This is a genomic window from Dactylosporangium sp. NPDC049742 (genome assembly GCF_040674675.1).
Lineage (GTDB): Bacteria > Actinomycetota > Actinomycetes > Mycobacteriales > Micromonosporaceae > Dactylosporangium > Dactylosporangium maewongense.
In genome coordinates, this window is the sequence record NZ_JBFANF010000005.1 from 229,766 (window position 1) to 254,687 (window position 24,922).

Genomic DNA, 24,922 nt, shown 5'->3' on the forward strand with positions numbered 1-24,922 from the left:
ACACTGGCCGCCCGCCCGCGCACGCGAGACACTGGCCGCCCGTGTCTCGCATGGACGGGCACAGGCACGGGCCCGGGCGGCCAGCCGGGTCTCCGGCTGACCGCCCGGGTGTGCGGACGGCCCCTACGCGAGGAGGTCAGAAGCGGCGGCGGACGTCCTCCGCGGTCGACGCGCCCGGCTCCCAGTCCGCGAGCCACGGGCCTGCGGCCGCGGGCGGGATGATCCCCTCCTCCAGGGACAGGTAGCGGCCCGCGATGACCCGCTTCGCGGCGGTGGACTCGATGGCGTCGGCGTTGTCCCACAGCTCGCGGAAGAGGGCCTCGGCGCGCAGGGTGGCCTGGCGGCAGAACAGGTCGGCGAGCTCGACCCCTTCGGGCCGGGTCGCGCGTTCGCTGCGGGCCTTCACGCACGCCGCGGACATCGCGAAGAGCTCGGCGCCGATGTCCACGACGCGGCCGAGGAAGCCCTGCTTGTGTTCGAGTTTTCCCTGCCAGCGGGCCATGCCGTAGAAGGTCTCGCGGGCCAGGCGGCGGGAGGAGCGCTCGACGTAGCGCAGGTGCTGGGCGAGCGGGCCGAACTCGCTGTAGCCGGACGGCAGCTGGCCCTTGCCGGCGACCAGGGTCGGCAGCCACCTGGCGTAGAAGCCGCCGGCCCGGCCCGCGGCCTTGGCCTTCGCGCCCAGGCCGGCGTCGGGGTCGATGATGTCGCCGGCGACGGAGAGGTGGGCGTCGACGGCCTCGCGGGCGATCGCCAGGTGCATGATCTCCGTCGAGCCCTCGAAGATGCGGTTGATCCGCACGTCGCGGAGGATCTGCTCGGCGGGGATGGGGCGTTCGCCGCGGGCGGCCAGGGAGTCGGCGGTCTCGTAGCCGCGGCCGCCGCGGATCTGGACCAGCTCGTCGGCGACCTTCCAGGCCAGCTCGCTCGCGTACAGCTTGACCAGCGCGGCCTCGATGCGGATGTCGTTCTGGTCGTCGTCCGCGAGGCGGCAGGACAGCTCCAGCATCGCCTCCATGCCGTACGTGGAGCCGGCGATGAACGCGATCTTCTTCGCGATCGCCTCGTACGAGCCGATCGGGCGGCCCATCTGGACCCGTTCGGCGGCCCACTCGCGGGCGACGTTGAGGCACCACTTGCCGGCGCCGACGCACATGGCGGGCAGCGACAGCCGGCCGGTGTTCAGGGTGCTGAGCGCGATCCGCAGGCCCTGCCCCTCACCCCCGATGACGTTGGCGGCGGGCACCCGCACGTCGTGGAAGCGTGTCACGCTGTTCTCCAGGCCGCGCAGGCCCATGAACGCGTTGTGCCGCTCGATCGTGATCCCGGGTGCGTCGCCCTCGACCACGAACGCCGTGATGCCGCCCCGGTGCCCCTCGGAACGGGGTACCAGCGCCATCACCACGAACAGGGTGGCGAGGGTGCCGTTGGTGGCCCACAGCTTGACCCCGTTGAGCAGGTAGTCGCCGTCCCCGGTCGGCACCGCGGAGGTGCGCATGTTCGCCGGGTAGGAGCCGACCTCTGGCTCGGTCAGCAGGAACGCCGACACCTCACCGCCCGCGAGGCGGGGCAGGAAGCGGGACTTCTGTTCGTCGGTGCCGACCAGCTTCAGCGGCTGCGGCACGCCGATCGACTGGTGCGCCGACAGCAGCGCGCCGATCGACGGGTTGACCGACCCGACCAGCGCGAGGGCGCGGCAGTAGTCGAGGTTCGACAGCCCCAGCCCGCCGTACTTGGTGTCGATCTTCATCCCGAAGGCGCCGAGCGAGCCCAGGTCGCGGAGCACCTCGTCGGGGATGCGCGCGTCGCGTTCGATCTGCTGTCCGTCGACGCTGCTGATGTACGAGTGGAGCTTCGCCAGGAACTCCTGGCCTTCGACGGCCTGCTTGTCGGCCGGCGGTGGGTCGATCAGGTCGAGGCGGAAGCGGCCGAGGAACAGCTCCTTGCCGAAGCTCGGCTTGCGCCATTCCTGCTCGCGGCTGGCCTCGATGACCTTGCGCGCCTGTTTCTCCGTGTGCGTGCTGCTAGCGGTGGGCGAGGAAGCGACCTGCGTCATTGCGGCACCCCCAGGTGTCAGTCCAGTACCGACCAGGCTATTACCCGCCAGTAGCGAAGGCCATGCCTCGCCAACGAGGATCAAGCGCCGTGATTTTCATGACGCGGACCTACGAGCGGGAAACGTTCACTGTTACCGTCGGGAAACAACTTCACATCCGACAGGGGAGCGCACAGCGCTGAGAGTGCGGCGAGCAAGCCGCAGACCCTCGAACCTGATCTGGGTAATGCCAGCGCAGGAAGCTCGGTCACCTCAGGCCACGCGCCACGTCCGCACCCGCGGCGTGGCGTCGCGTCTCCTTCTGGCTCACCCCCGGACCAGGAGGCACCGAAATGGAAACCCGTTGGCGGACCGTCGACATCATCGTCGCGTCGGTCATCGCGGTGGCGTTCGCCGCCGTGTTCTACGCGTGGAACAACCTGTGGAACGCCATGGAGAGCGTCGCCCTGCCGTGGCGCGCGTTCATCTACGGCGTGTGGCTGATCCCGGGCGTGCTCGGCCCGCTGGTCATCCGCAAGCCGGGCGCCGGGCTCTACACCGAGTTCGTCGCGGCGCTGGTCTCGGCCCTGTTCGGCTCGACCTGGGGCCTCGGCGTGCTGCTGTCCGGCCTCGTGCAGGGCGTCGGCGGCGAGTTCGGCTTCGCGTTCACCGGCTACCGCAGCTTCAAGCTCGGCAACGCGCTCGTCGCCGGCGCCCTCGCCGGGGGCGGCGCGGCCCTGCTGGACCTCAACATCTACTACGGCGCGTTCAGCAACACCGACAAGGCCCTGTACGCGGCGATCGTCATGGCCAGCGGCGCGGTCATCGCCGGCGCCGGCTCGTGGGCGCTGCAGCGCTCGCTCGCCACCACCGGCGTCCTGGACCGCTTCCCCTCGGGGCGCGAGCGGGCCGCCGTCTAGGCACATCTCAGCAACAGTGAGCACCGTCGAGTTCAAGGGATTCGGGTGGCGGCACGCCGGGCGCAAGGCCTGGGCGGTCCGCCACTTCGACCTGCGGATCGAGCACGGCGAGCGGGTCCTCCTGGCGGGTGCCTCCGGCGCCGGCAAGAGCACCCTGCTCGCCGCGCTCGCCGGCCTGCTCGCCGAGGACTCCGGCGAGCAGGAGGGCGAGGTGCTCGTCGACGGCGCGCCGGCCCGGCAGCGCAGGGCGGGCACCGGCATCGTCTTCCAGGACCCGCAGACCCAGCTCGTCATGAGCCGCTGCGGCGACGACGTCGCGTTCGGCCTGGAGAACCGGGGGGTGGCCCGCGACGAGATCTGGCCGCGGGTCGACGCCGCCCTCGCCTCCGTCGGCTTCCCGTACGACCGCGAACGCGACACGGCCCAGCTGTCCGGCGGTGAGCAGCAGCGGCTCGCGATCGCCGGCGTGCTCGTGTCGCAGCCGCGGCTGCTCCTGCTCGACGAGCCGACCGCCAACCTCGATCCGGCGGGTGCGCAGCTGGTACGGGCAGCGCTCGCGAAAGCTCTGCACGACGTCGACGCCACCATGATCCTGGTCGAACACCGCCTCGAGAACGCGTTGACCCTGGTCGACCGGGTGGTCACGCTGGGCGAGGAGCAGGAGCCGGTCGTCGTGCCGCACCGGCCCGGCTCCGGTCCCGGCCCGGTCCTGCTGACCGCGGAGCGGCTGGCGCTGCGGCACACCGGCAACGTCGTCGACGAGGTCGTCCGCGCCGGCGAGGCCCTTGCCGTCGAAGGCCCCAACGGCGCCGGGAAGTCGACCCTGGCGCTGCTGCTGGGCGGGTTGACGAAGCCGGCGAAGCCCGGCCGGGTGCACGCCCCCGGCGAGCGGCGGCCGCCGCACCGCTGGCGGGCCTCGAAGCTCGCCGGCCGGATCGGCTCGGTCTTCCAGAACCCGGAGCACCAGTTCGTCACCTCGACCGTCCGCGACGAGCTGCTCCTCGGCGGCCGCGACCCGAAGGTCGTCGACGACCTGCTGAGCCGGCTGCGTCTCGACAGGCTCGCCCTCGCCAACCCGTACACCCTGAGCGGCGGCGAACAGCGCAGGCTCAGCGTCGCCACGGCCCTCGCTGCCGCCCCGGACCTGCTGATCCTCGACGAACCGACGTTCGGGCAGGACCCGCGGACGTGGCGGGAGCTGGTCGACCTCCTCGCGGACCTGCGGGACGAGGGCCGCGGCCTGGTGATCGTCACCCACGACCGTGACCTCGTACGGGCGCTCGGCGACCGCCGGCTGCGGCTGGACCGCGCATGACCGCCTGGCTGCGCCGTCGCGACGCGACCGCGAAACTGCTCGCGGCGGCGCTGCTCACCGCCGCCGTGCTGTCGACCGTCGACCCGTTCGTCACCGCGGTCGCGATCGGCGTGGAGCTGGCGCTGCTGCCGCTCACCGGACTGAGCGCGGCGCAGCTGTGGCGGCGCGGGTGGCCGCTGCTGCTGTCCGCGACCGTCGTGCTCGTCTTCACGGTGCTGCTCGGCGCCCGTACGGGACCGGTCGTCGGCACCGTCGCCGGTTTCGAGGTACACGAGCCGGCGCTCGGCTACGCGCTGCGGCTCATCGCGATCGGACTGCCCGGGTTCGTGATGTTCGCGACGATCGACCCCACCGACCTCGCCGACTCGCTCATCGCGCACGTGAAGGTGCCGCCCCGGTTCGCGATCGGCGCGCTCGCCGCGTTCCGGCTCGTGCCGCTGCTCACCGACGAGTACCGGCTGATCCGCCTCGCCCGGCGGGCCCGCGGCATCGACGCCGGTTGGAACCCGGTCGCGCACCTGCGGCTCGCGGCGTCGGCGACGTTCGGGTTGCTCGTCGGCGCGATCCGGCGCGGTATCCGGCTCGCCACCGCGATGGAGGCCCGCGGTTTCGACCGGGGGCAGCCCCGCACCAGCGCCCGTGAGACCCGTTTCGGCTGGTCCGACGGGTCGGTCGTGCTCGCCGGCGCGACCCTCGCGGCGGCATTGATCTTGCTGAAGTTCGTGCATACATAGCCACGTCGCTACCTGATGTTCGTTCAGGCGGTCGAGATTCCCCGGTGAGGACCATCGACACTGAACGGAGCCCCCAACATGGGCCACGGCCACCACCATCACCACGAGGACATGCCGCAGGCTGCCGGCGACGTCCCCGCGGTGCTCGACGCCTCGATCCCCGACAGCGAACTCTCCCCCGGCGACGTCTCCCGCCGCGGCTTCCTGCGCCGCGCCGGCCTGCTCGGTGCCGCGGCCGCGGCCGGCGGTGCCCTCGCCGGCGCCGGGACCGCGCACGCCCACGGCGACGACGACGACCACGCCGGCTTCGACGGCTACGACCGGCACGGGCACGGCCGCCCGCTGGGCAACGGCTACAAGTGGCTCGCCGGCGACCACCACATCCACACCCAGTTCTCCAGCGACGGCATGTACCGGGTCTCCGACCACGTGCGGCACGCCTCCGCGTACGGGCTGGACTGGATGGTCATCACCGACCACGGCAGCACCGGCCACGTGAAGATCGGCGTCGACAAGGTCAACCCGGACATCCGGGCGGCCCGCGACGACTACAAGGACGTCCTCGTCTTCCAGGGCCTGGAGTGGAACATCCCGGCCGCCGAGCACGGCACCGTCTTCGTGCACCCCGGTGCCAACGAGGTCGCGGTCCTGAAGGAGTTCGAGAACACGTTCGACGGCTCCGTCGTCGGCGCCGTCGACCCGTCCCTGGTCACCGAGGCCCTCGCCATCGCCGGCGTGAAGTTCCTCGGCGAGCAGGTCACGAAGCGGCGGGTGCAGGACGCGCTGTTCCTGGCCAACCACCCCGCCCGTAACGGCATCGACTCGCCGCACGAGATCCGCGGCTGGCGCGACGCCAACCCGCGCATCGCGATCGGCTTCGAGGGCGCCCCCGGCCACCAGGCCGCCGGCATCGCCAAGCCGACCGGCGGCGGCTCCGCCCGCGGCTTCTACGGCAACGCGCCCGGCGCCGCCTCGTTCCCCGGCTACCCGCTGGAGAGCTACCGCACCTGGGGCGGCTTCGACTGGATGACCTCCACCGTCGGCGGCCTCTGGGACAGCCTCCTCGCCGAGGGCAAGGCGTGGTGGATCACCGCGAACTCGGACTCCCACGTCGTCTACGAGGAGACCGCGAAGCGCCCCGACAACACCGACTTCAACGCCAACGGCTACCACTTCGACCCGGTGTACGGTCAGCCGGCCAGCCTCACCCCCGGTGACTTCTGGCCCGGCTACTACAGCCGTACCCACGTCGGCGCGCGCAACTTCGGCTACGCCGCCGTCATGGAGGCCCTGCGGGCCGGCCGCGTCTGGGTCGACCACGGCGGCCTGATCAGCGCCCTCGACGTCCAGGTCCGCGCGGGCGGCTCCGGCGTCACCCTGGGCGACTCGCTGGTGGTCCGCCGCGGCCAGCGCGCCGAGCTCACCATCCGCATCAAGCTGGCGAACACGCCGAACTGGGCGAACTTCGTGCCGACCCTCGCCCGCGTGGACGTGATCCGCGGCGCCGTCACGGGTGCTGTCTCCGACAAGGACACGTTCAAGGCCCCCGACACGAAGGTCGTGAAGTCCTTCGAGGTCAACAAGTCCACGGGCACGGTCGCGTTCACGTACGACCTCGGCCCCGTCGACCAGCCCTTCTACGTCCGGCTGCGCGGCACCGACGGCAACCGCACCGCCCCCGGCTACCACGGCCCGGCGGTCGACCCGGCCGGCCCCGCGATCGACGTCGTCGGCGACGCCGACCCGTGGAAGGACCTCTGGTTCTACGCGAACCCGATCTGGGTCTACCCCCGGTAATGGGATTTCCCGACGTCACGGCGGCCGACCACCACATCGTGGTGGGCGGCCGCCCCGCGTTCACGTACTTCGAGGGCGGCAAGGTCCAGGTCGGCACGGGCACCCCGCCGGAGGGCGCCCGCGCCGTCCTCTTCCCCGGCTGGGAGAAGCTCACCGGCGTCCTTCCGGTCTCGACGGTGCTGGCGGACTCCGCCATCGACCGCGTCGTCATCCTCGGCGGCATGACCGCCGTCCCGGAGATGCTGATCGACACCGGCGACTTCGTCCGCCCCATCTGGCGCGACGGCGTGCTGACCCTGGTGACCCAGTTCGCCCGCGGCGGCGTCCTCGTCCCGTTCGAGTCCGCCTCCCAGCACCCCTGCTGCCAGGACCACTGATCGCACCGCCGGCGGTGCCGTCTCCGGACCTACCGGGGACCACCGCCGGCGAGCGCCGCTGCTGCCAGCGCACCACCAGCCGGCGCCGCTGCTGCCAGGCACAGACCACCCGCCGGGCTGCGGGGCTGCGGGGCTGCGGGGCTGCGGGGCTGCGGGGCTGCGGGGCTGCGGGGCTGCGGGGCTGCGGGGCTGCGGGGCTGCGGGGCTGCGGGGATCATTGACCACCGTCGTCCGGCGGGCCAATCAGGACCATCGCCGGCCAGCCCCCCTGCCGCCAAGGACCTCCAGGACCACCGCCCGCCAGCGCCCAGCCGCCAGGGGCCGCTGAACCTCGTCGGCCAGCGGGCTGCCAGGACCGCCGCCCGCGCCAGCCGGTGGCAGAGTTCGGCCACATGCCTGAGCCCGCATGCGACGCCCGCCAGAGGCCGCCCGCCAGAGGCCATGTCTGAGGCCGCATGCGGCGCATGCCCAGAGGCCGCTCCCACCAGTGGCCGTGCCCGCCAGAAGCCGCACCCGCCGCCCACACATGCTCAAAGGCCACACGCGCCGCATGCCCGGAGGCCGCATGTCCGCCGAACACCACATGCCCGCCGCAGATGTCCGTCGGACGCCGCGTCCCCGCCGCAGATGTCCGTCGGACGCCGCGTGCCCGCTGCAGGCAGCGTCGCCGGCGGTGGGCGATCTACGCGCGCGGGCGAGCGATGCGACCCCGCAGCGATCCGTGGCAGCGATCCGTGGCAGCGATCCGTGGCAGCGATCCGTGGCAGCGATCCGTGGCAGCGAGCCGATGCCAGCGACTCACGGCAGCGGGACGAGACGGGCCCCGGTGACGGCCGGCTGCTTCTCACACCGTACCGCAGCTCACCTAATTGATCTTCAATCCGGTGACGAGTCAGCGACGCAGGGCAGTTTCAGCTGGTCAAGGTTGGTATGACGGGGTTGGGGATGGCGCCGCCGAAGCGGCGGTCGCGCTTTGCGTAGACCTCGCAGGCGTACCAGAGGTGGCGGCGGTCGAAGTCGGGCCAGAGGGTGTCGACGGAGACGAACTCCGCGTACGCCGCCTGCCAGATCATGAAGTTGCTGGTGCGCATCTCGCCGGAGCTGCGCACCAGCAGGTCGACGTCGGGGAGGTCGGGCTCGTCGAGGTAGCGGGCGAAGGTCTTCTCCGTGATGCGGTCGGGCTTCAGGCGGCCGGCCTGGACGTCGAGAGCGATGCGCGCCGCCGCGTCGGCGACCTCGGCCCGGCCGCCGTAGTTGACGCACATGGTGAAGGTGAGCTTGTCGTTGCGCTTCGTGAGTTCTTCGGCGTACTCGAGCTCGTTGATGACGCTGCGCCACAGCTTGGGGCGGCGGCCCGCCCAGCGGACGCGGATGCCCATCTCGTGGAACTCGTCGCGACGGCGGTGGATGGTGTCGCGGTTGAAGTTCATGAGGAAGCGGACCTCGTCGGGGGACCGCTTCCAGTTCTCGGTCGAGAAGGCGTAGGCGCTGACGTACTTGACGCCGAGCTCGAGCGCGCCCTCGATGACGTCGAAGAGGGCGGCCTCGCCGGCGGTGTGGCCGGCGGTGCGGGGCAGGCCGCGTTGCTTCGCCCAGCGGCCGTTGCCGTCCATGATGATCGCCACGTGCTGCGGCACGGCCTCTTTCGGCAGCGCCGGCGGGCGGGCGCCGGTGGGGTGCTGCGACGGCGGACGAAATCTGCTCACGAACTGTCCTTTCGATCCCGGGCGCGGCCACGGGTGGTGTCGTCCCGGTCTACCAGCGGGAGCGAGCGTAGCGCCCGCTCCAGGTGCCACTGCAGATGCGCCGCGACCAGCCCGCTGGCCTCGCGCCGATGGTTGGGCTCGCTGGCGTCGGCGACCAGCCAGTCCGACGAAGCGAGCGCCGCCATCAGTTCGATCGTCGCAGGCGCCGGGTGTGACGCGCCGGGCGGGCGGCAGTCGGGACACACGGCGCCGCCGGCGGGCACGGAGAACCCGCGGTGCGGGCCGGCGGTGCCGCAGACGGCGCACTCCCGCAGCGCGGGTGCCCAGCCGGCGATGCCCATCGCGCGCAGCAGGTAGGCGTCCAGGACGAGGCTGCTGCCGTGCTCGCCGGCGGCGAGGGCCTTGATGGCGCCGAGGGTCAGCTGGAACAGGCGCAGCGCCGGCTCCTGCTCGACGGGGGTGAGCCGTTCGGCGGTCTCGGCGATCGCGGAGGCGACCGTGTACCTGGGGTAGTCGTCCATGATGCGGCGGCCGTACAGGTCGACGCCCTCCACCTGGCTGATCACGTCGAGGCTGCGGCCTTCGAGGAGCTGCACGTCGACGTGGCCGAAGGGTTCGAGCCGGCCGCCGAACTTCGACATGGTCTTCCGGACGCCTTTCGCGACGGCGCGGATGCGGCCGTGCCGGCGGGTGAAGAGGGTGATGATCCGGTCGGACTCGCCCAGTTTCTGCACCCGCAGGATGACCGCGTCGTCGCGGTACAGCTTCCCCTTGAACCCGGCCCCGGACACGACGAACCTCAGAAGCCCAGGCGGCGCAGCTGCTTCGGGTCCCGCTGCCAGTCCTTGGCGACCCGGACGTGCAGGTCGAGGTAGACGCGGCCGCCGACGAGGTCCTCGATCGCCCGGCGGGCGCGGGTGCCGACGTCCTTGAGGCGGCTCGCCTGGTGGCCGATGACGATCGCCTTCTGGCTGGACCGCTCCACGTAGACGTCGGCGAAGACCCTGGTCAGGCCGCCCTCCTCGACGAGCACCTCCTCGACCAGGACGGCGATCGAGTGCGGGAGCTCGTCGCGTACGCCTTCGAGGGCCGCCTCACGGATGAGCTCGGCCATGAGGACGTGCTCGGGCTCGTCGGTGAGCATGCCGTCCGGGTACAGCTGCGGCGACTCCGGCAGGTGTTTGATCATGACGTCGACGAGGGTCTGGACCTGCGCGCCGGAGACGGCGCTGACCGGCACGATGTCGGCGAAGTCGCCGAGCTCCTGCACGGCGAGGAGCCGCTCGGCGAGCTTGCCGCGGTCGACGAGGTCGGTCTTGGTGACGACCGCGACGAGGGTGGCCTTCAGCTCGGCGATCTCGCCGGTGATGAAGCGGTCACCGCGGCCGATCTCCTCGTCGGCGGGCAGGCAGAGGCCGATCACGTCGACCTCGCTCCAGGTGGCCCGGACGAGGTCGTTGAGCCGCTCCCCCAGCAGGGTCCGCGGCCGGTGCAGCCCGGGGGTGTCCACGAGCACGAGCTGCGAGTCCGGCCGGTGTACGACACCGCGGACGGTGTGCCTGGTGGTCTGCGGCTTCGCCGACGTGATCGCGATCTTCTGGCCGACGATCGCGTTGGTGAGCGTCGACTTGCCCGCGTTGGGCCGGCCGACGAAGCACGCGAAGCCTGCGTGGTAGTTGTGCTGCACGGTGGTTCAGCGTACTCAGACCTCGAGCTGCAACTGGCGGGGGCGTTGTGCAGGTGTTGTGACGGTGCGTGCGTCGGGTGGTGTGGCGAGGGCCGTCTGCAGCTCGATCGTGCCCTCGACGAGGCCCCGGCCGGCGGATCGGAGCACGATCCGGCCGGGCATGAGCCGGGACAGGGCGGTCGGCACGGCGCTGCGCTGCTCGGTCGCGAGGACCAGGTGCACGCCGACCGCCTTGCCGTCGCCGGCGAGCCGGATGAGGGCGTCGTTGAGCCGTACGTCGTGGCCGTCGACGAGGACGAGGACGCGGGCGCCGGCGTGTTCGGCGAGCGCGGCCCGCTCCACGACCAGCTTGTCGATCGTGGCGAGCAGCGCCTCGGCCTGCTCGACGGCGGTGCCGTCGACGCGGTAGACGCGCAGCCGGGTGCCGTCGAACCGGGCCGAGAACGAGGCGGCGACCGTGTCGAGCAGGCTGCTCTTGCCGCCGCCGGTGGGTCCGAAGACGAGCAGGTGGCCGAGCTCGTCGAGGTCGAGCTGCCAGACCTGGCGGGCCTGCGAGTTGGGCAGGTCGACCATGCCGATCGCGGCGGCGAACGTGGCCGTCTCCGGCTGGGTCAGCTCGTCGAGCGTGTACGACTGGGCGAGCGGCGGCTGCCAGGGGCGCGGCTGGTCGGGGACGCGGGCCTCGCGGTGCGCGGCGGTGATCGCCTCCACGAGCCGCTGCAGGTCCGTGGGCGCGTTGTCGTCGCCGCCGACGGGCGCGTCGAGCGCCTCGCGGTCGATGAGCCCGGACTCGAAGCGGACCTCGGTGATCGTCGTGGGGGTGGCGCGGCGGCCGGCCGGGGACCGGAACCCGCCGTAGGCGACCTGGACGGCCTGGAAGCCGCCCTCGGCGGTCCGCACGAACGCCCGGCCGGCGAGCAGCGGCGACAGGTGCGCCGCGTCGGGGCGTTCGAGCACCTCGAGGCTGTCGGCCTCCTCCTCGACGCGCAGCGCGATGCGTAGGTCGGCCTCGGCGCGCAGGCCGTCGTCAACGGCGCCGTGCGGTTTCGCGGTCGCCAGCAGCAGGTGGACGCCGGCGTGCCGGCCGCGGCGGGCGAGCTCCCGCAGGGCGGGCACGAAGTCGGCGGGGGCGTCGACGAACTCGGCGACGACGACGAGCAGGTTCGCCGGGGCCGCGGCCGGGAACTTGCGTTCCATCTCGACGATGTCCTTGACCGAGTGCCGGCGCAGGACGGCCTCGCGGCGGCGCAGCTCCGCGTTGAGCGACACGAGGACCCGGCGGGCCTGGTGCGGGTCGGTGTCGGTGAAGAGGCCGACGGTGTGCGGCAGCGAGACGCATTCGGCGAAGGTGCCGGCGGGCGCGGAACCCGGGTCGGCGTCGGCGGCCGGATCCGGCGCGGAAGCGACACCGGAGGCGGGCGGGAAGTCCATGAGGACGAACGTGAGACGGTTCGCCGGGTAGGTGGCGGCCAGCGCGGCCAGGTACGACCGCAGCAGCCACGAGCGGCCGGAGCCGCCCACGCCCGCGACGAGCCCGTGCGGCCCGTCCCGGCGCAGGTCGACGCTGACCGGTCCGACCCCGCCGGGTGCCATGCCGCCGAGCCCGATCGGCGCGGCCAGCCCACGGTCGCGGGTCGACGGCACCCAGCGCTTCACGATCGCGCTCGGGCTCAGGTCGGTCAGGTTCAGCACCTCGGCGAGGGGCGCGACCCGCGGCGCGGCGCTGCCGGCGGCGTCGGGTGTGGCGGCGAGCGCGTGCGCGACCCGTGTCGCGACGTCGGCCGGCAGCGGCTCGCCGTCCTGGACGGAGACGCCCGGGGGTAGCTCGTCGCGGGTCGGCGCGCCGACCAGCAGGCTGATCCCGCAGCGCGGGCCTTCCTCGACGAGGCGGGTCAGGGACGCCGGTGGCACCAGCGACGGGTCCGGCAGCACGAAGACGACGTGCGGCACGAACGACTCGGCGATCGCGTGCCGGCCGCGGCGCCGCTGGCGCAGCAGCGCCTCGACGAGCGCCAGGACCTGCAGCCGGTCCTCCTCGCCGGCGGCGATCGTGCGGGCGCCGGGGGCGATCGCGGCGGTCAGCGTCCGGGTGTGCGGCAGCCAGCCGGTCCAGGTCCACTCCGGCGCGTCGCTGAGCACGACGACGGCGAGGTCGGTGGGGTTGGCGAGGGTCGCCAGCTGGGTCAGCCAGGAGCGCAGCACGCCGTCGGTGACGTCGGTGGGGCCGGCGACGCCGAGCGCGCCGAGGACCCGCAGGTCGGCCTCGACGGGCACGTCCCGGTCGACGGCGTGCCGGGCCCGCAGCGCCTCGGTCCGCTCGACGTGGGCCGGGTCGGCGTCGGGGCCGGGCGGCGGCTGTTCGAAGCGGAGCCGGCCCGGCAGGTCGGCGGTCCGCAGCCGCAGCGTGAGGAAGTCGCGGTCGTCGGGGCGGCGGGTCCAGAGGCCACCGGCCCGCACCGTGGCGGGCTCCGGGTTGTCGATGCTGCCGGCGTACCGGTCGGCGGCGCGGGCGAGATGCGCCAGGCTCGGTGTCGCGGCGCGGCGCATCCGCAGCACCGCCCGGTGCTTGACGGCGGCGTCGGCCTCGGCGCGTTCGACGGCGGCGGCGAACTCGGCGACCGGGTCGAGGGTCGAGCGCCGGAACGCCAGGCGCCGCTTCTTCGGCGGCTGCGGCACCGCCGGCAGCCACACGGCCGGCGCCGGGCCGGCGGGCACGTCGAGGGCGGGTGTCTCCTCGACGGTGACGAGGGTGCCGGCGAGGCGCAGCAGCTGCCCGGGGGCGAGGGTGACGGTGCCGGTCAGCGGCTCGCCGTCGATGGTGGTGCCGGCCCGCGAGCGCAGGTCGGTCGCGGCGACCTCGTGGCTGCCGATGCCCAGGTGCAGGTGGCGGCGGCCGGCGGCCGGGTCGGCGAGGACCAGGTCACCGGAGGGGTCGGCGCCGATGACGAACTCCCCCGCCGGCAGCGGCAGCCACCGTCCGGCGTCGGGTCCGGCGACCACGAGCAGCTCGAAGCGGTGCTCGGCCGGCGCGACCGGTGCCTCGGGTGCCTGCTCGGGCGGGCCGAGCACGATCGTGTCGCCGCACCGCAGCCCCTGCGCGCCGAGCGGGCGGGCCGGGTCGAGGCGGCGGCCGGTGCGCAGGTTCCACGCCCAGGTCGCCTGCTGCGGCCGGTCGGCGGGGTCGAGGTCGCTCAGGAGCGCGGTGATGAGGTCGGTGACGGTGCCGCCGTGGTCGGCCCGGAGGCGGACCGTGCGGTCCCGTCCGGTTGACAGCGACGACGGCGTCGTGCCGTCCCGTCGCGCCACTCGCACGTCGATCAGCAGGTCCATGGACCGGCCCCTTCCTTCCCGCGCAGTGCGTCCGTCGGCTACCTGTCGGCGTTGTCCAGTAGGCCTGGTGGCGGGGCGGGCGCACTGCAGGGCTCCGCATCCGACAGTAAGCGCCGGAAGGCCGAGTGGATCGCATCGACGCGCACCAGGATTCCGTCACATACAGCAGTAAAACTGGCGGAAAGCCGCGTCGGTTACCCTCGTCAGCCATGACGGTACGAGTGGCGATGTGGTCCGGCCCCCGCAACATCTCCACCGCGATGATGCGCAGCTTCGGCGCGCGGGCGGACACGGTGGTGGTCGACGAGCCGCTGTACGCGCACTATCTGGCCGCGACCGGCATCGAGCACCCGGGCCGGGAGGAGATCCTGGCGTCCCAGCCCGTCGACTGGCGGGAGGCCGTGTCGGCGCTGGTCGCGGACGTGCCGGCGGCGGTGCACTACCAGAAGCACATGACCCACCACCTGCTGCCGGACATCGGCCGGGACTGGCTGGGCGCGGTCCGCAACGCGTTCCTCGTCCGGGACCCGGCGTACGTGGTCGCCTCCTACGCGAAGGTCCGTGGCGAGCCGACCCTCGCCGACCTCGGCTACGAGCAGCAGGTGGAGATCTTCCGCGCGTACGGCGGCCCGGTCGTCGACGCCGCGGACGTGCTGCGCGACCCGGCGGGCACGCTGTCGCGGCTCTGCGCGGCGCTCGGCGTCCCGTGGGACCCGGCGATGCTGGCGTGGCCGGCCGGGCGGCGCGACACCGACGGGGTGTGGGCGCCGCACTGGTACGCGGCGGTCGAGTCCTCGACGGGCTTCGCCGCCTACGACCCGCGCCCCGCCGACGTCCCGGAGCGCCTGCGGTGGCTCGTCGACGCGGCCGCCCCGCTCTACGCGGAGCTGTCCGCACACCGCCTCTGAGCCGCTACAGCCGCTGGGCGTGCTTGCGGGCATGCTCGCGGTACGTGCCGGCGAGGCGGGTCGTGACGGGGCCGACGGTGCCGTCGCCGATGGGGCGGCCGTCGATCCGCACGACGCCGGCGATCTCGCCCATCGTGCCGGTGCAGAAGACCTCGTCGGCGGTGTACATCTCGACCTGCGACACGTCGCGGACGGCCACGTCCAGGCCTTCGCCGGGCGCGAGCCGGATGACGGTGTCGCGGGTGATGCCCTCCGGGCAGGCGACCGCCCGTGGTGTGACGAGGCCGCCGTCGACGACCGCGAACAGGTGCGTGGCGTTGGTCTCCGCGACGAACCCGCGGCCGTCGAGCATCATCGCGTCGTCGGCGCCGGCGAGGTTCGCCTCCATCTTCGCGAGGATCGAGTTGATCAGGTTGTTGTGGTGGATCTTCGGGTCGAGCACGTCCGGGCCGGGTCGCCGCACGCTGGAGGTCACCAGGGAGAGGCCGCCCGTGTCGTACACCGGCGGCTTGTGCTCGGCGAGCACGATCAGCGTGCAGCCGGACGTGTTGAGCCGCGGGTCCATGCCGCTGGTGACCTTGACGCCCCGGGTCAGGGTGAGCCGCACGTGGACGCCGTCGCGCATGGCGTTGGCGTCCAGCGTCGCCCGGACCGCGGCCACGATCTCCTCGTCGGCGGGGATCCGCGCGAAGCCGAGCGCCAGGGCCGAGCGCCGCAGCCGCGCCAGGTGCTCGCGGAGGCTGTAGACGCCGCCGTCGTAGACCCGCAGCCCCTCCCAGACGGCGTCGCCGCCCTGCACCACCGAGTCGAACGGTGAGATCCCCGGCTCGTCGCGGTGCCGCAGCACGCCGTCGACCCAGTAGCGGATGTCGGCGTTGCGGGGGTCGTACTGCTGCAGCACGTGCTCAAGCTCCTTCGGATACGGCCTCGACGGCCTCGTCGCCCAGCTCCACCAGCAGCTCCCGCAGGTGGCCGGCCGCGGTGAGCAGCAGCTCGTCCGGCACGGGGGCGAAGAGCCGCGCCTGCGCCTTCGTCACGGCCCGCACGACCCGCTCGGCGACCGTGACCCCCTTCGGCGTCAGCCTGACCCAGGCGACGCGGGCGTCGGCGGCGTCGGCGGCCCGCTCGATCACGCCGTCCTGCTGCAGCCGGCGCAGCACGTTGCTGATCCCGCCGGACGTGAGCAGCAGGCTGCCGGCCAGGTCGGAGGGTTTCAGCGCGTACGGCGCACCCGCCCGCCGCAGCGCGGACAGCACGTCGAACTCGGCCGGCGTCAGCCCGACCGCCGCCGTCTCGGCGCGGACGACCTCCTGCAGCCGGCCGGCGAGCCGGTGGATCCGCTTGCCGAGCTCCATCGCGGGCCCGACCGTGTCGGGCAGCTGCACCCGCCACTCGTCGACGACGTCGTCGACCCGGTCTCTGCGCACCTCCGGGATCCCCGACGTCAGTCCGCGATGGTGGCGAAGACGACTGCGTCGGGGGCGGCCAGGTGGATGGGGGCGGACGGCGACACGTCGCGGACGGCGGCGCGGCCCAGGGTGTCCAGCGACGACGCCTCGGTGACGACGGCGGCGGCCTCGATCTTGCCGGCGCCGGACGCGACCGCCATCGCCACCGCCAGCTGCAGCGCGGTGACCGACAGGGACGGCAGGGCGACGGAGGCGGCGTTGTAGGTGCGGCCGTCGCCGTCGCGGACGGCGGCGCCCTCCGCGGCGCCGATCCGGGCGCGGGCGGCCCGGGCCAGGGTCACCAGCTTCGCGTCCTCCGCGGAGAGTTGCGCGGGCGCTGACTCAGGCATCGGCGTGCTGCCTTTCGCTGTCGTGGCTGGCCTGCTCCTCGTCGTCGGGGTCGGCCCGGCGGACGAGCAGGGTGTCGATGCGGTTGCGGCGGCCGGCGGTGCCCTCGGCGAGCAGGTGCAGGCCGCCGACGACGGCGGCGGCGCCGGGGATCGGGACGCGGCCGAGGGCCTGCGCGAGGAGGCCGGCGACGGTCTCGACCTCGTCGGCGGGCAGCTCCACGCCGAACAGCTCGCCGAGGTCCTCGACCGGCAGGCGGCTGGTGATCCGGTACGCGCCGTCGGGGAGCTCCTCGACCGGGGGGCGCTCGGCGACGTCGTACTCGTCGGTGATCTCGCCGACGATCTCCTCGAGGATGTCCTCGATCGTGACGAGGCCGGCGGTGCCGCCGTACTCGTCGATGATGATCGCCATGTGGGTGCGGGCGGCCTGCATCTCGCGGAGCAGGTCGTCGACGGGCTTCGACTCGGGGACGAACGTGGCGTCGCGCATGATCTGGGCGACGGGGATGTCGCCGGCGGCCGCGTCGCCGGAGGTGCGGCGGACGAGGTCCTTGAGGTAGGCGATGCCGAGGACGTCGTCGACGTTCTCCCCGACGACGGGGATGCGGGAGAACCCGCTGCGCATCGCGAGCATGAGCGCCTGGCGGACGGTCTTGTGCGTCTCGATCCAGACCATCTCGGTGCGCGGGACCATGACCTCGCGGGCGATCGTCGTGCCGAGGGCGAACACCGAGTGGATCATGTCGCGCTCGCCGTGCTCGACGACGCCGCGCTGCTCGGCGAGGTCGACGAGCTCGCGGAGCTCGATGGTGGTGGCGAAGGGCCCCTCGCGGTAGCCCTTGCCGGGGGTCACGGCGTTGCCGATGAGGATCAGCAGCCGGGCCAGGGGGCCCAGGGCGGTGCCGAGCCACCGGACCGGGGGCGCGGCGATCCGGGCGACCGCGTAGGCGTGCTGGCGGCCGAGGGTGCGCGGGCCGACACCGACGACGACGAAGCTCACCACCGTCATCGAGCCGGCGGTGATGAGCGCGGCGAGCCAGTCGCGGTCGCCGCCGACGGCGGCGGCGGTGACGAGCGCGACGAGCGTGGTCGCGGTCAGCTCGCACAGCAGCCGCAGCAGCAGCAGCAGGTTGATGTAGCGGGCCGGGTCGGCCGCGATGACCTGCAGGGCGTTGGCGCCGGGCTTGCCCTCCCGGGCCAGCTCGTGGGCACGGGCCGGCGACACCACGTTGAGCGCGGCGTCGGACATCGCGAACAACCCTGCCACCACCACCAGCCCCGCGGCGGTCGTCAGCAAGGTCACGTCACTCACTTGCGCCAGCTCTCCAGTAGCCGCGCCTGCAGGCCGAACATCTCGGCCTCCTCCTCGGGCTCGGCGTGGTCGTAGCCCAGCAGGTGCAGGGTGCCGTGGACGGTGAGCAGCGCCAGCTCGTCGATGGTGGCGTGCCCGGCGGCGGCGGCCTGCTTCGCCGCCACCTCCGGGCACAGCACGATGTCGCCGAGCAGTGCGGGCTCGCCGCCGCCCTCGCCGGGGCCGTGGTCGACGCTGCCCTCGTCCATCGGGAAGGCCAGCACGTCGGTCGGGCCGTCGCCGTCCATCCAGCGGTGGTTGAGCTCCGTCATGTACTCGACGTCGACGAGCAGGATCGACAGCTCGGCGAGCGGGTTGACCCCCATCTCGTCGAGCGCGTGCCGCGCCACCGCGAGAATGGTGTCGGAGTTGACGTCGACGCCGGACTCATTGGCGATCTCGATGGACAACAACTGCTCCTGTTAGCCGGGGTTACCTGCGGCGCCCGCGGTCGGGCACAGCACGCACCGGCGGCTTCTGGGCCTCCTGTGCCTCCTGCGCCTCGTCCCACTTGGCGTAGGCGTCGACGATCTCACTGACCAGCCGGTGGCGCACGACATCGGCGCTGCCGAGCTGGGCGAAGTGCACGTCTTCGACGGCACCGAGGATCTCACGAACCACCCTGAGGCCGCTGCGGGTGCCCCCGGGTAGGTCGATCTGCGTCACGTCGCCGGTGACCACGATGCGCGAGCCGAAGCCGAGCCGGGTGAGGAACATCTTCATCTGCTCGGGCGTCGTGTTCTGCGCCTCGTCAAGGATGATGAAGGCGTCGTTCAGCGTGCGGCCGCGCATGTACGCCAGCGGCGCGACCTCGATCGTCCCGGCGGCCATCAGCTTCGGGATGGACTCCGGGTCGAGCATGTCGTGCAGCGCGTCGTACAGCGGGCGCAGGTACGGGTCGATCTTGTCGTAGAGCGTGCCGGGCAGGAAGCCCAGCCGCTCGCCGGCCTCGACCGCCGGCCGGGTCAGGATGATCCGGTTGACCTGCTTGGCCTGCAACGCCTGGACCGCCTTCGCCATGGCGAGGTAGGTCTTGCCGGTGCCGGCCGGGCCGATGCCGAACACGATCGTGTGCTGGTCGATCGAGTCGACATACCGCTTCTGCCCGAGCGTCTTCGGCCGGATGGTGCGGCCGCGCCGGGAGAGGATGTTGAGGGTCAGCACATCGGCGGGTCGCTCCGTCGTGTTCTGCTGGAGCATCCCGACGGTGCGCCGGACGGTGTCCTGGGTGAGCGTCTCCCCCTTGCGCACCAGCTCGATGAGCTCGCTGAAGATGCGCTCGGCCAGGGCGTTGTCGGCGGCCGTGCCGGTGATGGTGATCTCGTTGCCCCGCACGTGCACGTCGCTGTTGACGGCCCGCTCGACGAGCTTGAGGATCTCGTCTCCGGCGCCGAGCAACCTGACCATCGTGTGCGGGTCGGGGACCGTGATCTTGCTGATGGCCCGCACGGGCGGCTCCGACGACACAGCCGGTGCGGGGGTTGGGGTCTCGGTCATACGTCGGCCGCGTAGGGCCTCAAGCACCTGCTTCCGGGGCTCGCTCCTGCTGGGGTTGTCCAGGCTCTTCATGGTATCGGCTGACCGCCCCGGAAGCCGTTCCCATTTCTTGCCGATGCCCAGTTCATGCCTTATAGACGTTATATCCGGTTGGTTGTCGCTCGATCATGTCCTTTGCGCCGAAAGTCCGGACAGGCCCCTTCGCCCGGTGGTACTGAGGCAGAGGACCACATCGACAGGGAGGCCTGATGGTCGAGCGCAGCGGATACGTCGACGGTGAACCCTGCTGGGCCGACCTGGTCGCCCCCGACCTCGCCGCCGCCCAGCGGTTCTACTCGGCGCTGTTCGGATGGACGTTCCTGGACACCGGCGCCGACTTCGGGCACTACGTCATGTGCCTCAAGGAAGGCAAGGTCGTGGCGGGGATGAGCCCGCCGATGCCCGGCGCGGAGCAGACGCCCGCCGCCTGGAGCCTGTACCTCATGTCACACGACCTGGAGGACACCGCCCGCCGGGTCGACGCCGGCGGCGGCAAGATCATCGTCGCGCCGATGGACATCCCGGGCAACGGCCGGATGCTCTTCGCCCTCGACCCGTCCGGCGCCGCGTTCGGCGCATGGGAGCCGGGCCAGCACACCGGCTCGCAGCTGTTCGACGAGGACGGCGCGCTGTGCTGGGCGGAGGTCAACACCCGCGAACCCGACCCCGTCGACGCCTTCTACCAGGGCCTCTTCGGCTACCGGCAGACCCGGGTCGAGGCCGACGAGCAGTTCGACTACACGGCGTGGAGCCTCGGCAACGCCGACCCCGTCGCCGGGCGGCTCACGATGACCGACGCGTGGGAGGGCATCCCGCCGCACTGGATGGTCTACTTCGCCGCCGCCGACACCGACCGCGCCGCCGACCTGGTCCGGTCGGCGGGCGGCCAGGTGCAGCACGGGCCGTTCGACTCCCCGCACGGCCGCATCGCGGTCGTCGTGGACCCCAACGGCGCCGTCTTCACGATCATCTCCCGCTGACCGCGCCCGGCCGCGAGGCACGGCCGGGCACAGGGCGGCCCGTGGCGACCCGCGACGGTCAGAAGCGGTACTTGTCGAACGTCTCCTGGCCGCGCGTGAAGCGGTACGTCGCCCAGTGCAGCCGCTCGACCGTGCCGTCCTCGGCGCGGGTCAGCCGCAGCAGCTCGCCCGCCTCCCGCCCGGACACCGTGCGGAACACGTCCGGCTGGCCGTCGACCGGCGCGAAGACCGCCGGCGGCCGGTTCGCCGGCTGGTCCGCCTGCCGTGCCTGCAGGGCGCCGGAGCGCCAGCTGAAGACGTACTCGAAGCCCTCACCCCACCAGCGGCCCAGCAGCGAGCGGTACCGCTGCGGCGGCGGCTCGGCCGGCTGCCACGGCGTGATGTCGGCCGGGTCGCTCTCGACCGCCGCGGCGAGCAGCCGGTGCGTCAGGTCGATGACCTCGCCGGCGGTGCCGGACGAGCCGAGCGCCGCCGCCCCGAACGCCGCGGGGGTGCCGGCGCCGCCGACCCGGCCGTAGGCGCCGGCGAGGAACCCCGGCATCGCCCCGTCGTGCCCGACGTGCACGACCCGGTCGCCGCCGGGCTGCGGCTGCAGGATCAGACCCAGGCCGATCCCCCGCGCCCACAGCACGTCCTCGGTCACGGCCCGCGGCGCCCGCATCTCCTCGACCGTCTCCGCCGCCAGGACGCCCCCGGAAGGGTCGACCGCGCGCGGGTCGGCCAGGAACGCCGCCCACTTCGCCAGGTCCGCGGCGGTGCTCCACAGCTGCGCCGCCGGGCCGACCGCGCCGAAGTCGTCCGGGGGCTCCGGGTGCGCGTAGTCGGACCAGGCGTCGACCTGGTAGCCGACGACCGGCCGGGCCGGCGTGACGACGACGTCGTCCAGGCCGAGCGGGTCGAGGATCCGCTCCCGCAGCACCTCCTCCCAGGTGCCGCCGCGCAGCCGCCCGGCGAGGTGCCCGAGCAGCGCGATCGCGAGGTTGGAGTAGTGGAACCGGCGGCCGGCCGGCAGCACCCGCTCGGCCCGGTCGAGCTGGTCGAGCAGCGTGTCCACGTCGGGCGCCTGCATCGTGTCCCAGACGTCGCCGAACGGCTCGCGCTGCAGCCCCGACAGGTGCGACAGCATCCTGCCGACGGTCAGGTCGCCGTGCGCCTTCACCGGAAGGTGCCGGGAGATCGGGTCGTCGAGGTCGAGGAGCCCCTCGTCGCGGCACTGCATGACCAGCACCGCCGTGAACGTCTTGGTGACCGAGCCGATCCGCAGCTGGCTGCGCTCGTCGACGTCCGCGCCGACGGTGAACGTCCACAGCGGCCGGTCCGCCCGGTGGATCGCGACGCTCAGCGCCGGGACGCGGGCCTCGGCCTGGACCTGGCGGGCGAGCCGCTCGTACTTCTCGAGCGCCGTCATGCCGCCAGCATCCGGCCCAGCGGGCGGCCGCCGAGCACATGCCCGTGCACGTGGAAGACCTCCTGGCCGCTGAACCGGCCGGTGTTGAAGATGATCCGGTACCCGTCGCCGGTCAGCCCCTCCTGCTCCGCCACCGCCGCGCAGGCGGCGAGCACCTTCCCGGCGAGCGCCGGGTCGGCGGCGGCGAGCGCGGCGACGTCGGCGTGATGCGCCCTCGGGATCACCAGCACGTGCGTGGGCGCCTTCGGGTCGATGTCGCGGAACGCCAGGGTGTCGTCGGTCTCGTGGACCACGGTCGCCGGGATCTCGCCCGCGACGATGCGGCAGAACAGGCAGTCATCAGTCACAGTCGCATCGTATGTGTCCTGCGGCTCTTGTACGGTGCTGCCATGGCTGGACGCAAGGTGTTGGTGACAGGGGCATCCCGCGGCATCGGTGAGGCGGTCGCGCACGCGTTCGCCGCGGCGGGCGACACGGTCGCGGTGCACCACCGCGACTCGGCGGAACTCGCCGAGAAGGTCCGGGCGGCGCTGCCCGGCGACGGCCACGTGATCGTCTCCGGCGACCTGACCGACCCCACCGCCGTCCAGGCCTTCGTCGACGGCGCGGCGCTCTCCCTCGGCGGCCTCGACGTGGTCGTCAACAACGCGGCCGTCGCCGTCGAGCACCCGATCCTCACCGACGACTACGCCACCTGGCAGGCCGCCTGGCGGCTGACCCTGGCCGCCAACCTGGCCGGCCCCGCCAACGTCTGCTGGTGCGCCGCCCGCCACCTCGGCGAGGGCGGCCGGATCGTCAACGTCTCCTCGCGCGGCGCGTACCGCGGCGAGCCCCGCTACCCGGCGTACGGCGCCGCCAAGGCCGGCCTGAACTCGCTGACCCAGTCCCTCGCCCTGGCCCTGGCCCCTCGCGGCATCGCCGTCAACGCGGTCGCCCCGGGGTTCGTCGCCACCGACATGGGCAACGCCGTCATGGCCACCGGCGACGGCGACGCGATCCGGGCGCAGAGCCCGTTCAACCGGGTCGCCCGGCCCGAGGAGGTCGCCGAGGCGGTGCTGTTCCTCGCGGGCTCGGAATGGTCCTCGGGCGCCGTCCTCGACCTGAACGGCGCGTCCTACTTCCGCTGAGCGGTCCTCACCAGCGGCCGAGGCGGACCGACAGGGCGGCCAGGGCGGCGGCGCCCGCCGTCGACGTGCGCAGGACCTCGGGGCCCAGCCGGACCGGGACGGCGCCGGGGAACGCGGCCAGCTCCTCCGGGGCGATGCCGCCCTCGGGGCCGACGACCAGGGTGATGTCGCCGTCGAGGGGGGCGGTCGACAGCGGTACCGACGCCTCCTCGTGCAACAGCAGGACGGTGCCGTCGAGGGCGAGCTGCTTCGTGGTCCGCGCGTCGGTGACCTCGGGCAGCCAGGCGCGGCGGGACTGCTTGACCGCCTCGCGGACCGTGGACCGCCACCGTTCGAGGGGCTTGGCGTCCTTCCACCGCGCGATGCTGCGGGCGGCCTGCCACGGCACGATCCGGTCGACGCCGAGCTCCGTCATCAGCTGCACGGCCAGCTCGCCCCGCTCCCCCTTGGCGATCCCCTGCACGACGGTGATCCGCGGGTCGGGCGCGGGGACCTGCTTCAGGTCGCCGAGGTCGAGATCGAGCGCGCCCTTGTGCGCGGCCGCGACCACCGCCTGCCGCAGGCCGCCGCGGCCGTCGGACAACAGCAGCGACTCCCCCACGGAGAGCCGCTGCACATTGGCGGCGTGATGCCCTTCGGGCCCGTCGAGCCGCCAGTGGTCCCCGACAGGAAGGTCGGGGACCAGGAAGAGCGGAAGGCTCACGCCACGACACCCGGACCGAACAGCCCACACGCGTGAACGCCCTCCGCTGCGCTCCGGCCGCTCACGCGTGTCCGTTGAAGGCGTCGCGCACGCGGGAGAAGAAGCCGCCCTGCTTGGACAGCTCGGCGACCTCCTCGCCGCGGGTGCGGGCGAAGTCGCGCAGCAGCTTCTCCTGCTCCGGCTCCAGGCGCGTCGGGGTGCGCACGTCGAGGTGGACGTGCAGGTCACCGCGGCCGGTGCCGCGCAGGTGCGGGACGCCCTTGCCGCGGATGCGCAGCGTCTGGTTGGGCTGGGTGCCGGCCTTGACGTCGACCGTCTCCTCGCCGTCGAGGGTCTTGATCGTCAGCCGGGTGCCGAGGGCCGCCGCCGTCATCGGGACGGTGACCCGGCAGTGCAGGTCGTCGTCCTTGCGGGAATACACGTCGTGCGGGCGCTCGTGGATCTCGACGTAGAGGTCCCCGGGCGGGCCGCCGCCGGGACCGACCTCGCCCTGCTGGGCGAGGCGGATGCGCATGCCGTCCTCGACGCCGGACGGGATCTTCACGGTCAGCGTGCGGCGGGTGCGGACCCGACCGTCGCCGCCGCACGTCGCGCACGGGTGCGGGATGACGGTGCCGAAGCCCTGGCAGGCCGAGCACGGCCGGGCCGAGACGACCTGGCCGAGGAACGTGCGCTGCACCGACTGCACCTCGCCGCGACCGCCGCAGATCTCGCAGGTGGTCGGGTGGGTGTTGGGCGCGGTGCCGGCGCCGGTGCAGGTGCTGCACACGACGGCGGTGTCGACGGTGATCGGCGCCTCGACACCGAACGCGGTCTCGTGCAGGTCGAGGTCCAGCCGCAGGATCGCGTCGGCGCCTGGCCGGATCCGCGGGCGAGGCCCGCGGCTGGCGGTCGTGCCGAAGAACGCGTCCATGATGTCCTGGAACCCTACGAACGCCCCGCCCTGCGGGCCGGCCCCGCCGCCGCCGGGCGCGAGAGGGTCGCCGCCGAGGTCGACCATCTCCCGCTTGCGCGGGTCGGACAGCACCTCGTAGGCCGCGTTGATCTCCTTGAACTTCTCCTGTGCCACAGGATCGGGATTGACGTCCGGGTGGAACTCGCGCGCCAGCCGCCGGTAGGCGCGCTTGATCTCGTCGGCCGTGGAGTCCCGTTTGACACCGAGAATTCCGTAGTAGTCCTTCGCCACTGAGTCCTATGCCCCTGACTCGTCCAT

The 24,922-nt window shown here is 73.0% G+C and carries 23 protein-coding genes and 1 riboswitch; of the genes, 8 read left to right on the forward strand and 15 right to left on the reverse strand.

Going from position 1 to position 24,922, the window contains the following annotated elements:
* Positions 1-136 precede the first annotated feature (136 nt).
* Positions 137-2,053, reverse strand: coding sequence for an acyl-CoA dehydrogenase family protein (locus tag AB0J72_RS09675; protein WP_363396850.1), 1,917 nt, complete (start codon positions 2,051-2,053; stop codon positions 137-139).
* Between the two features lie 152 nt (positions 2,054-2,205).
* Positions 2,206-2,312: riboswitch (TPP riboswitch) on the forward strand.
* A 73-nt stretch (positions 2,313-2,385) separates the two neighbouring features.
* On the opposite strand from AB0J72_RS09675, the gene AB0J72_RS09680 reads away from it, so the two are divergent.
* From AB0J72_RS09680 to AB0J72_RS09700, 5 genes are all read left to right on the forward strand, one after another.
* Positions 2,386-2,952, forward strand: a complete 567-nt coding sequence (locus AB0J72_RS09680; protein WP_344511935.1) for an ECF transporter S component — start codon at positions 2,386-2,388, stop codon at positions 2,950-2,952.
* Positions 2,953-2,968: 16 nt separating this feature from the next.
* A complete protein-coding gene (locus AB0J72_RS09685) occupies positions 2,969-4,267 on the forward strand; it encodes an ATP-binding cassette domain-containing protein (RefSeq protein ID WP_363396853.1) in 1,299 nt (432 codons plus the stop codon).
* Positions 4,264-5,001: an energy-coupling factor transporter transmembrane component T gene (locus tag AB0J72_RS09690; RefSeq protein WP_360566049.1), complete on the forward strand. Its 738-nt coding sequence runs from the start codon at positions 4,264-4,266 to the stop codon at positions 4,999-5,001. The genes AB0J72_RS09685 and AB0J72_RS09690 overlap by 4 nt, the downstream gene beginning before the upstream one ends.
* Before the next feature lie 111 nt (positions 5,002-5,112).
* Positions 5,113-6,798 (forward strand): PHP domain-containing protein, encoded by a 1,686-nt coding sequence (locus AB0J72_RS09695; RefSeq protein WP_344511941.1) that lies wholly within the window; start codon positions 5,113-5,115, stop codon positions 6,796-6,798.
* Positions 6,798-7,175 (forward strand): hypothetical protein, encoded by a 378-nt coding sequence (locus AB0J72_RS09700; protein ID WP_363396857.1) that lies wholly within the window; start codon positions 6,798-6,800, stop codon positions 7,173-7,175. The genes AB0J72_RS09695 and AB0J72_RS09700 overlap by 1 nt, the downstream gene beginning before the upstream one ends.
* A 911-nt stretch (positions 7,176-8,086) precedes the next feature.
* Here the strand turns inward: AB0J72_RS09700 and AB0J72_RS09705 are convergent.
* Genes AB0J72_RS09705 through AB0J72_RS09720 form a run of 4 tightly spaced genes read right to left on the reverse strand, consistent with a single transcriptional unit; the run spans position 8,087 to position 13,898 of the window.
* Positions 8,087-8,881 (reverse strand): isoprenyl transferase, encoded by a 795-nt coding sequence (locus AB0J72_RS09705; RefSeq protein ID WP_363396860.1) that lies wholly within the window; start codon positions 8,879-8,881, stop codon positions 8,087-8,089.
* Positions 8,878-9,672 carry a DNA repair protein RecO gene (recO, locus tag AB0J72_RS09710; RefSeq protein WP_363396863.1) on the reverse strand — a complete coding sequence of 265 codons (795 nt, stop codon included), beginning with the start codon at positions 9,670-9,672 and terminating at the stop codon, positions 8,878-8,880. Before recO ends, AB0J72_RS09705 begins: the two co-directional genes overlap by 4 nt.
* Positions 9,673-9,680: 8 nt before the next feature.
* Entirely contained in the window at positions 9,681-10,568 is an 888-nt protein-coding gene (gene era, locus AB0J72_RS09715) for a GTPase Era (RefSeq protein WP_344511949.1), read from the reverse strand.
* A gap of 15 nt (positions 10,569-10,583) precedes the next feature.
* Entirely contained in the window at positions 10,584-13,898 is a 3,315-nt protein-coding gene (locus tag AB0J72_RS09720) for an FtsK/SpoIIIE domain-containing protein (RefSeq protein ID WP_363396867.1), read from the reverse strand.
* Between the two features lie 209 nt (positions 13,899-14,107).
* Here AB0J72_RS09720 and AB0J72_RS09725 point away from each other — a divergent pair, with 209 nt between their 5' ends.
* Positions 14,108-14,806, forward strand: coding sequence for an HAD family hydrolase (locus tag AB0J72_RS09725; RefSeq protein WP_363396870.1), 699 nt, complete (start codon positions 14,108-14,110; stop codon positions 14,804-14,806).
* A gap of 4 nt (positions 14,807-14,810) precedes the next feature.
* Here AB0J72_RS09725 and AB0J72_RS09730 read toward each other — a convergent pair whose 3' ends face one another.
* From AB0J72_RS09730 to AB0J72_RS09755, 6 genes are read right to left on the reverse strand one after another with little or no spacing between them, the layout of a single operon-like run.
* Entirely contained in the window at positions 14,811-15,707 is an 897-nt protein-coding gene (locus tag AB0J72_RS09730) for an aminotransferase class IV (RefSeq protein ID WP_363396873.1), read from the reverse strand.
* Positions 15,708-15,711: 4 nt separating this feature from the next.
* Positions 15,712-16,233 carry a MarR family transcriptional regulator gene (locus tag AB0J72_RS09735; RefSeq protein WP_363396876.1) on the reverse strand — a complete coding sequence of 174 codons (522 nt, stop codon included), beginning with the start codon at positions 16,231-16,233 and terminating at the stop codon, positions 15,712-15,714.
* A gap of 17 nt (positions 16,234-16,250) precedes the next feature.
* The gene (locus tag AB0J72_RS09740) at positions 16,251-16,604 is read right to left on the reverse strand and encodes a cytidine deaminase (RefSeq protein ID WP_363396879.1); all 354 of its coding nucleotides are present in this window, start codon (positions 16,602-16,604) and stop codon (positions 16,251-16,253) included.
* On the reverse strand, positions 16,597-17,925 hold the full coding sequence (locus tag AB0J72_RS09745; RefSeq protein ID WP_363397122.1) for a hemolysin family protein: 1,329 nt from the start codon (positions 17,923-17,925) through the stop codon (positions 16,597-16,599). The genes AB0J72_RS09740 and AB0J72_RS09745 overlap by 8 nt, the downstream gene beginning before the upstream one ends.
* Positions 17,913-18,365 carry an rRNA maturation RNase YbeY gene (ybeY, locus tag AB0J72_RS09750; protein ID WP_344511961.1) on the reverse strand — a complete coding sequence of 151 codons (453 nt, stop codon included), beginning with the start codon at positions 18,363-18,365 and terminating at the stop codon, positions 17,913-17,915. Before ybeY ends, AB0J72_RS09745 begins: the two co-directional genes overlap by 13 nt.
* A gap of 22 nt (positions 18,366-18,387) precedes the next feature.
* On the reverse strand, positions 18,388-19,452 hold the full coding sequence (locus AB0J72_RS09755) for a PhoH family protein (protein WP_363396882.1): 1,065 nt from the start codon (positions 19,450-19,452) through the stop codon (positions 18,388-18,390).
* Positions 19,453-19,700: 248 nt separating this feature from the next.
* Between AB0J72_RS09755 and AB0J72_RS09760 the strand changes: the two genes are divergently transcribed.
* Complete coding sequence (locus AB0J72_RS09760) at positions 19,701-20,471, forward strand: VOC family protein (RefSeq protein ID WP_363396885.1); 771 nt, start codon at positions 19,701-19,703, stop codon at positions 20,469-20,471.
* A 58-nt stretch (positions 20,472-20,529) separates the two neighbouring features.
* On the opposite strand, the gene AB0J72_RS09765 is transcribed toward AB0J72_RS09760, so the two are convergent.
* Together AB0J72_RS09765 and AB0J72_RS09770 are read right to left on the reverse strand one after the other, a co-directional pair.
* On the reverse strand, positions 20,530-21,879 hold the full coding sequence (locus AB0J72_RS09765; RefSeq protein WP_363396888.1) for a serine hydrolase domain-containing protein: 1,350 nt from the start codon (positions 21,877-21,879) through the stop codon (positions 20,530-20,532).
* Positions 21,876-22,226 (reverse strand): histidine triad nucleotide-binding protein, encoded by a 351-nt coding sequence (locus AB0J72_RS09770; RefSeq protein ID WP_360566029.1) that lies wholly within the window; start codon positions 22,224-22,226, stop codon positions 21,876-21,878. Before AB0J72_RS09770 ends, AB0J72_RS09765 begins: the two co-directional genes overlap by 4 nt.
* A gap of 42 nt (positions 22,227-22,268) precedes the next feature.
* Between AB0J72_RS09770 and AB0J72_RS09775 the strand changes: the two genes are divergently transcribed.
* Positions 22,269-23,006 (forward strand): SDR family oxidoreductase, encoded by a 738-nt coding sequence (locus tag AB0J72_RS09775; RefSeq protein ID WP_363396891.1) that lies wholly within the window; start codon positions 22,269-22,271, stop codon positions 23,004-23,006.
* A 7-nt stretch (positions 23,007-23,013) separates the two neighbouring features.
* Here AB0J72_RS09775 and AB0J72_RS09780 read toward each other — a convergent pair whose 3' ends face one another.
* Together AB0J72_RS09780 and dnaJ are read right to left on the reverse strand one after the other, a co-directional pair.
* Positions 23,014-23,709, reverse strand: coding sequence for a 16S rRNA (uracil(1498)-N(3))-methyltransferase (locus AB0J72_RS09780; protein ID WP_363396894.1), 696 nt, complete (start codon positions 23,707-23,709; stop codon positions 23,014-23,016).
* Between the two features lie 61 nt (positions 23,710-23,770).
* On the reverse strand, positions 23,771-24,895 hold the full coding sequence (dnaJ, locus tag AB0J72_RS09785) for a molecular chaperone DnaJ (protein WP_344511975.1): 1,125 nt from the start codon (positions 24,893-24,895) through the stop codon (positions 23,771-23,773).
* Between the last annotated feature and the right edge of the window lie 27 nt (positions 24,896-24,922).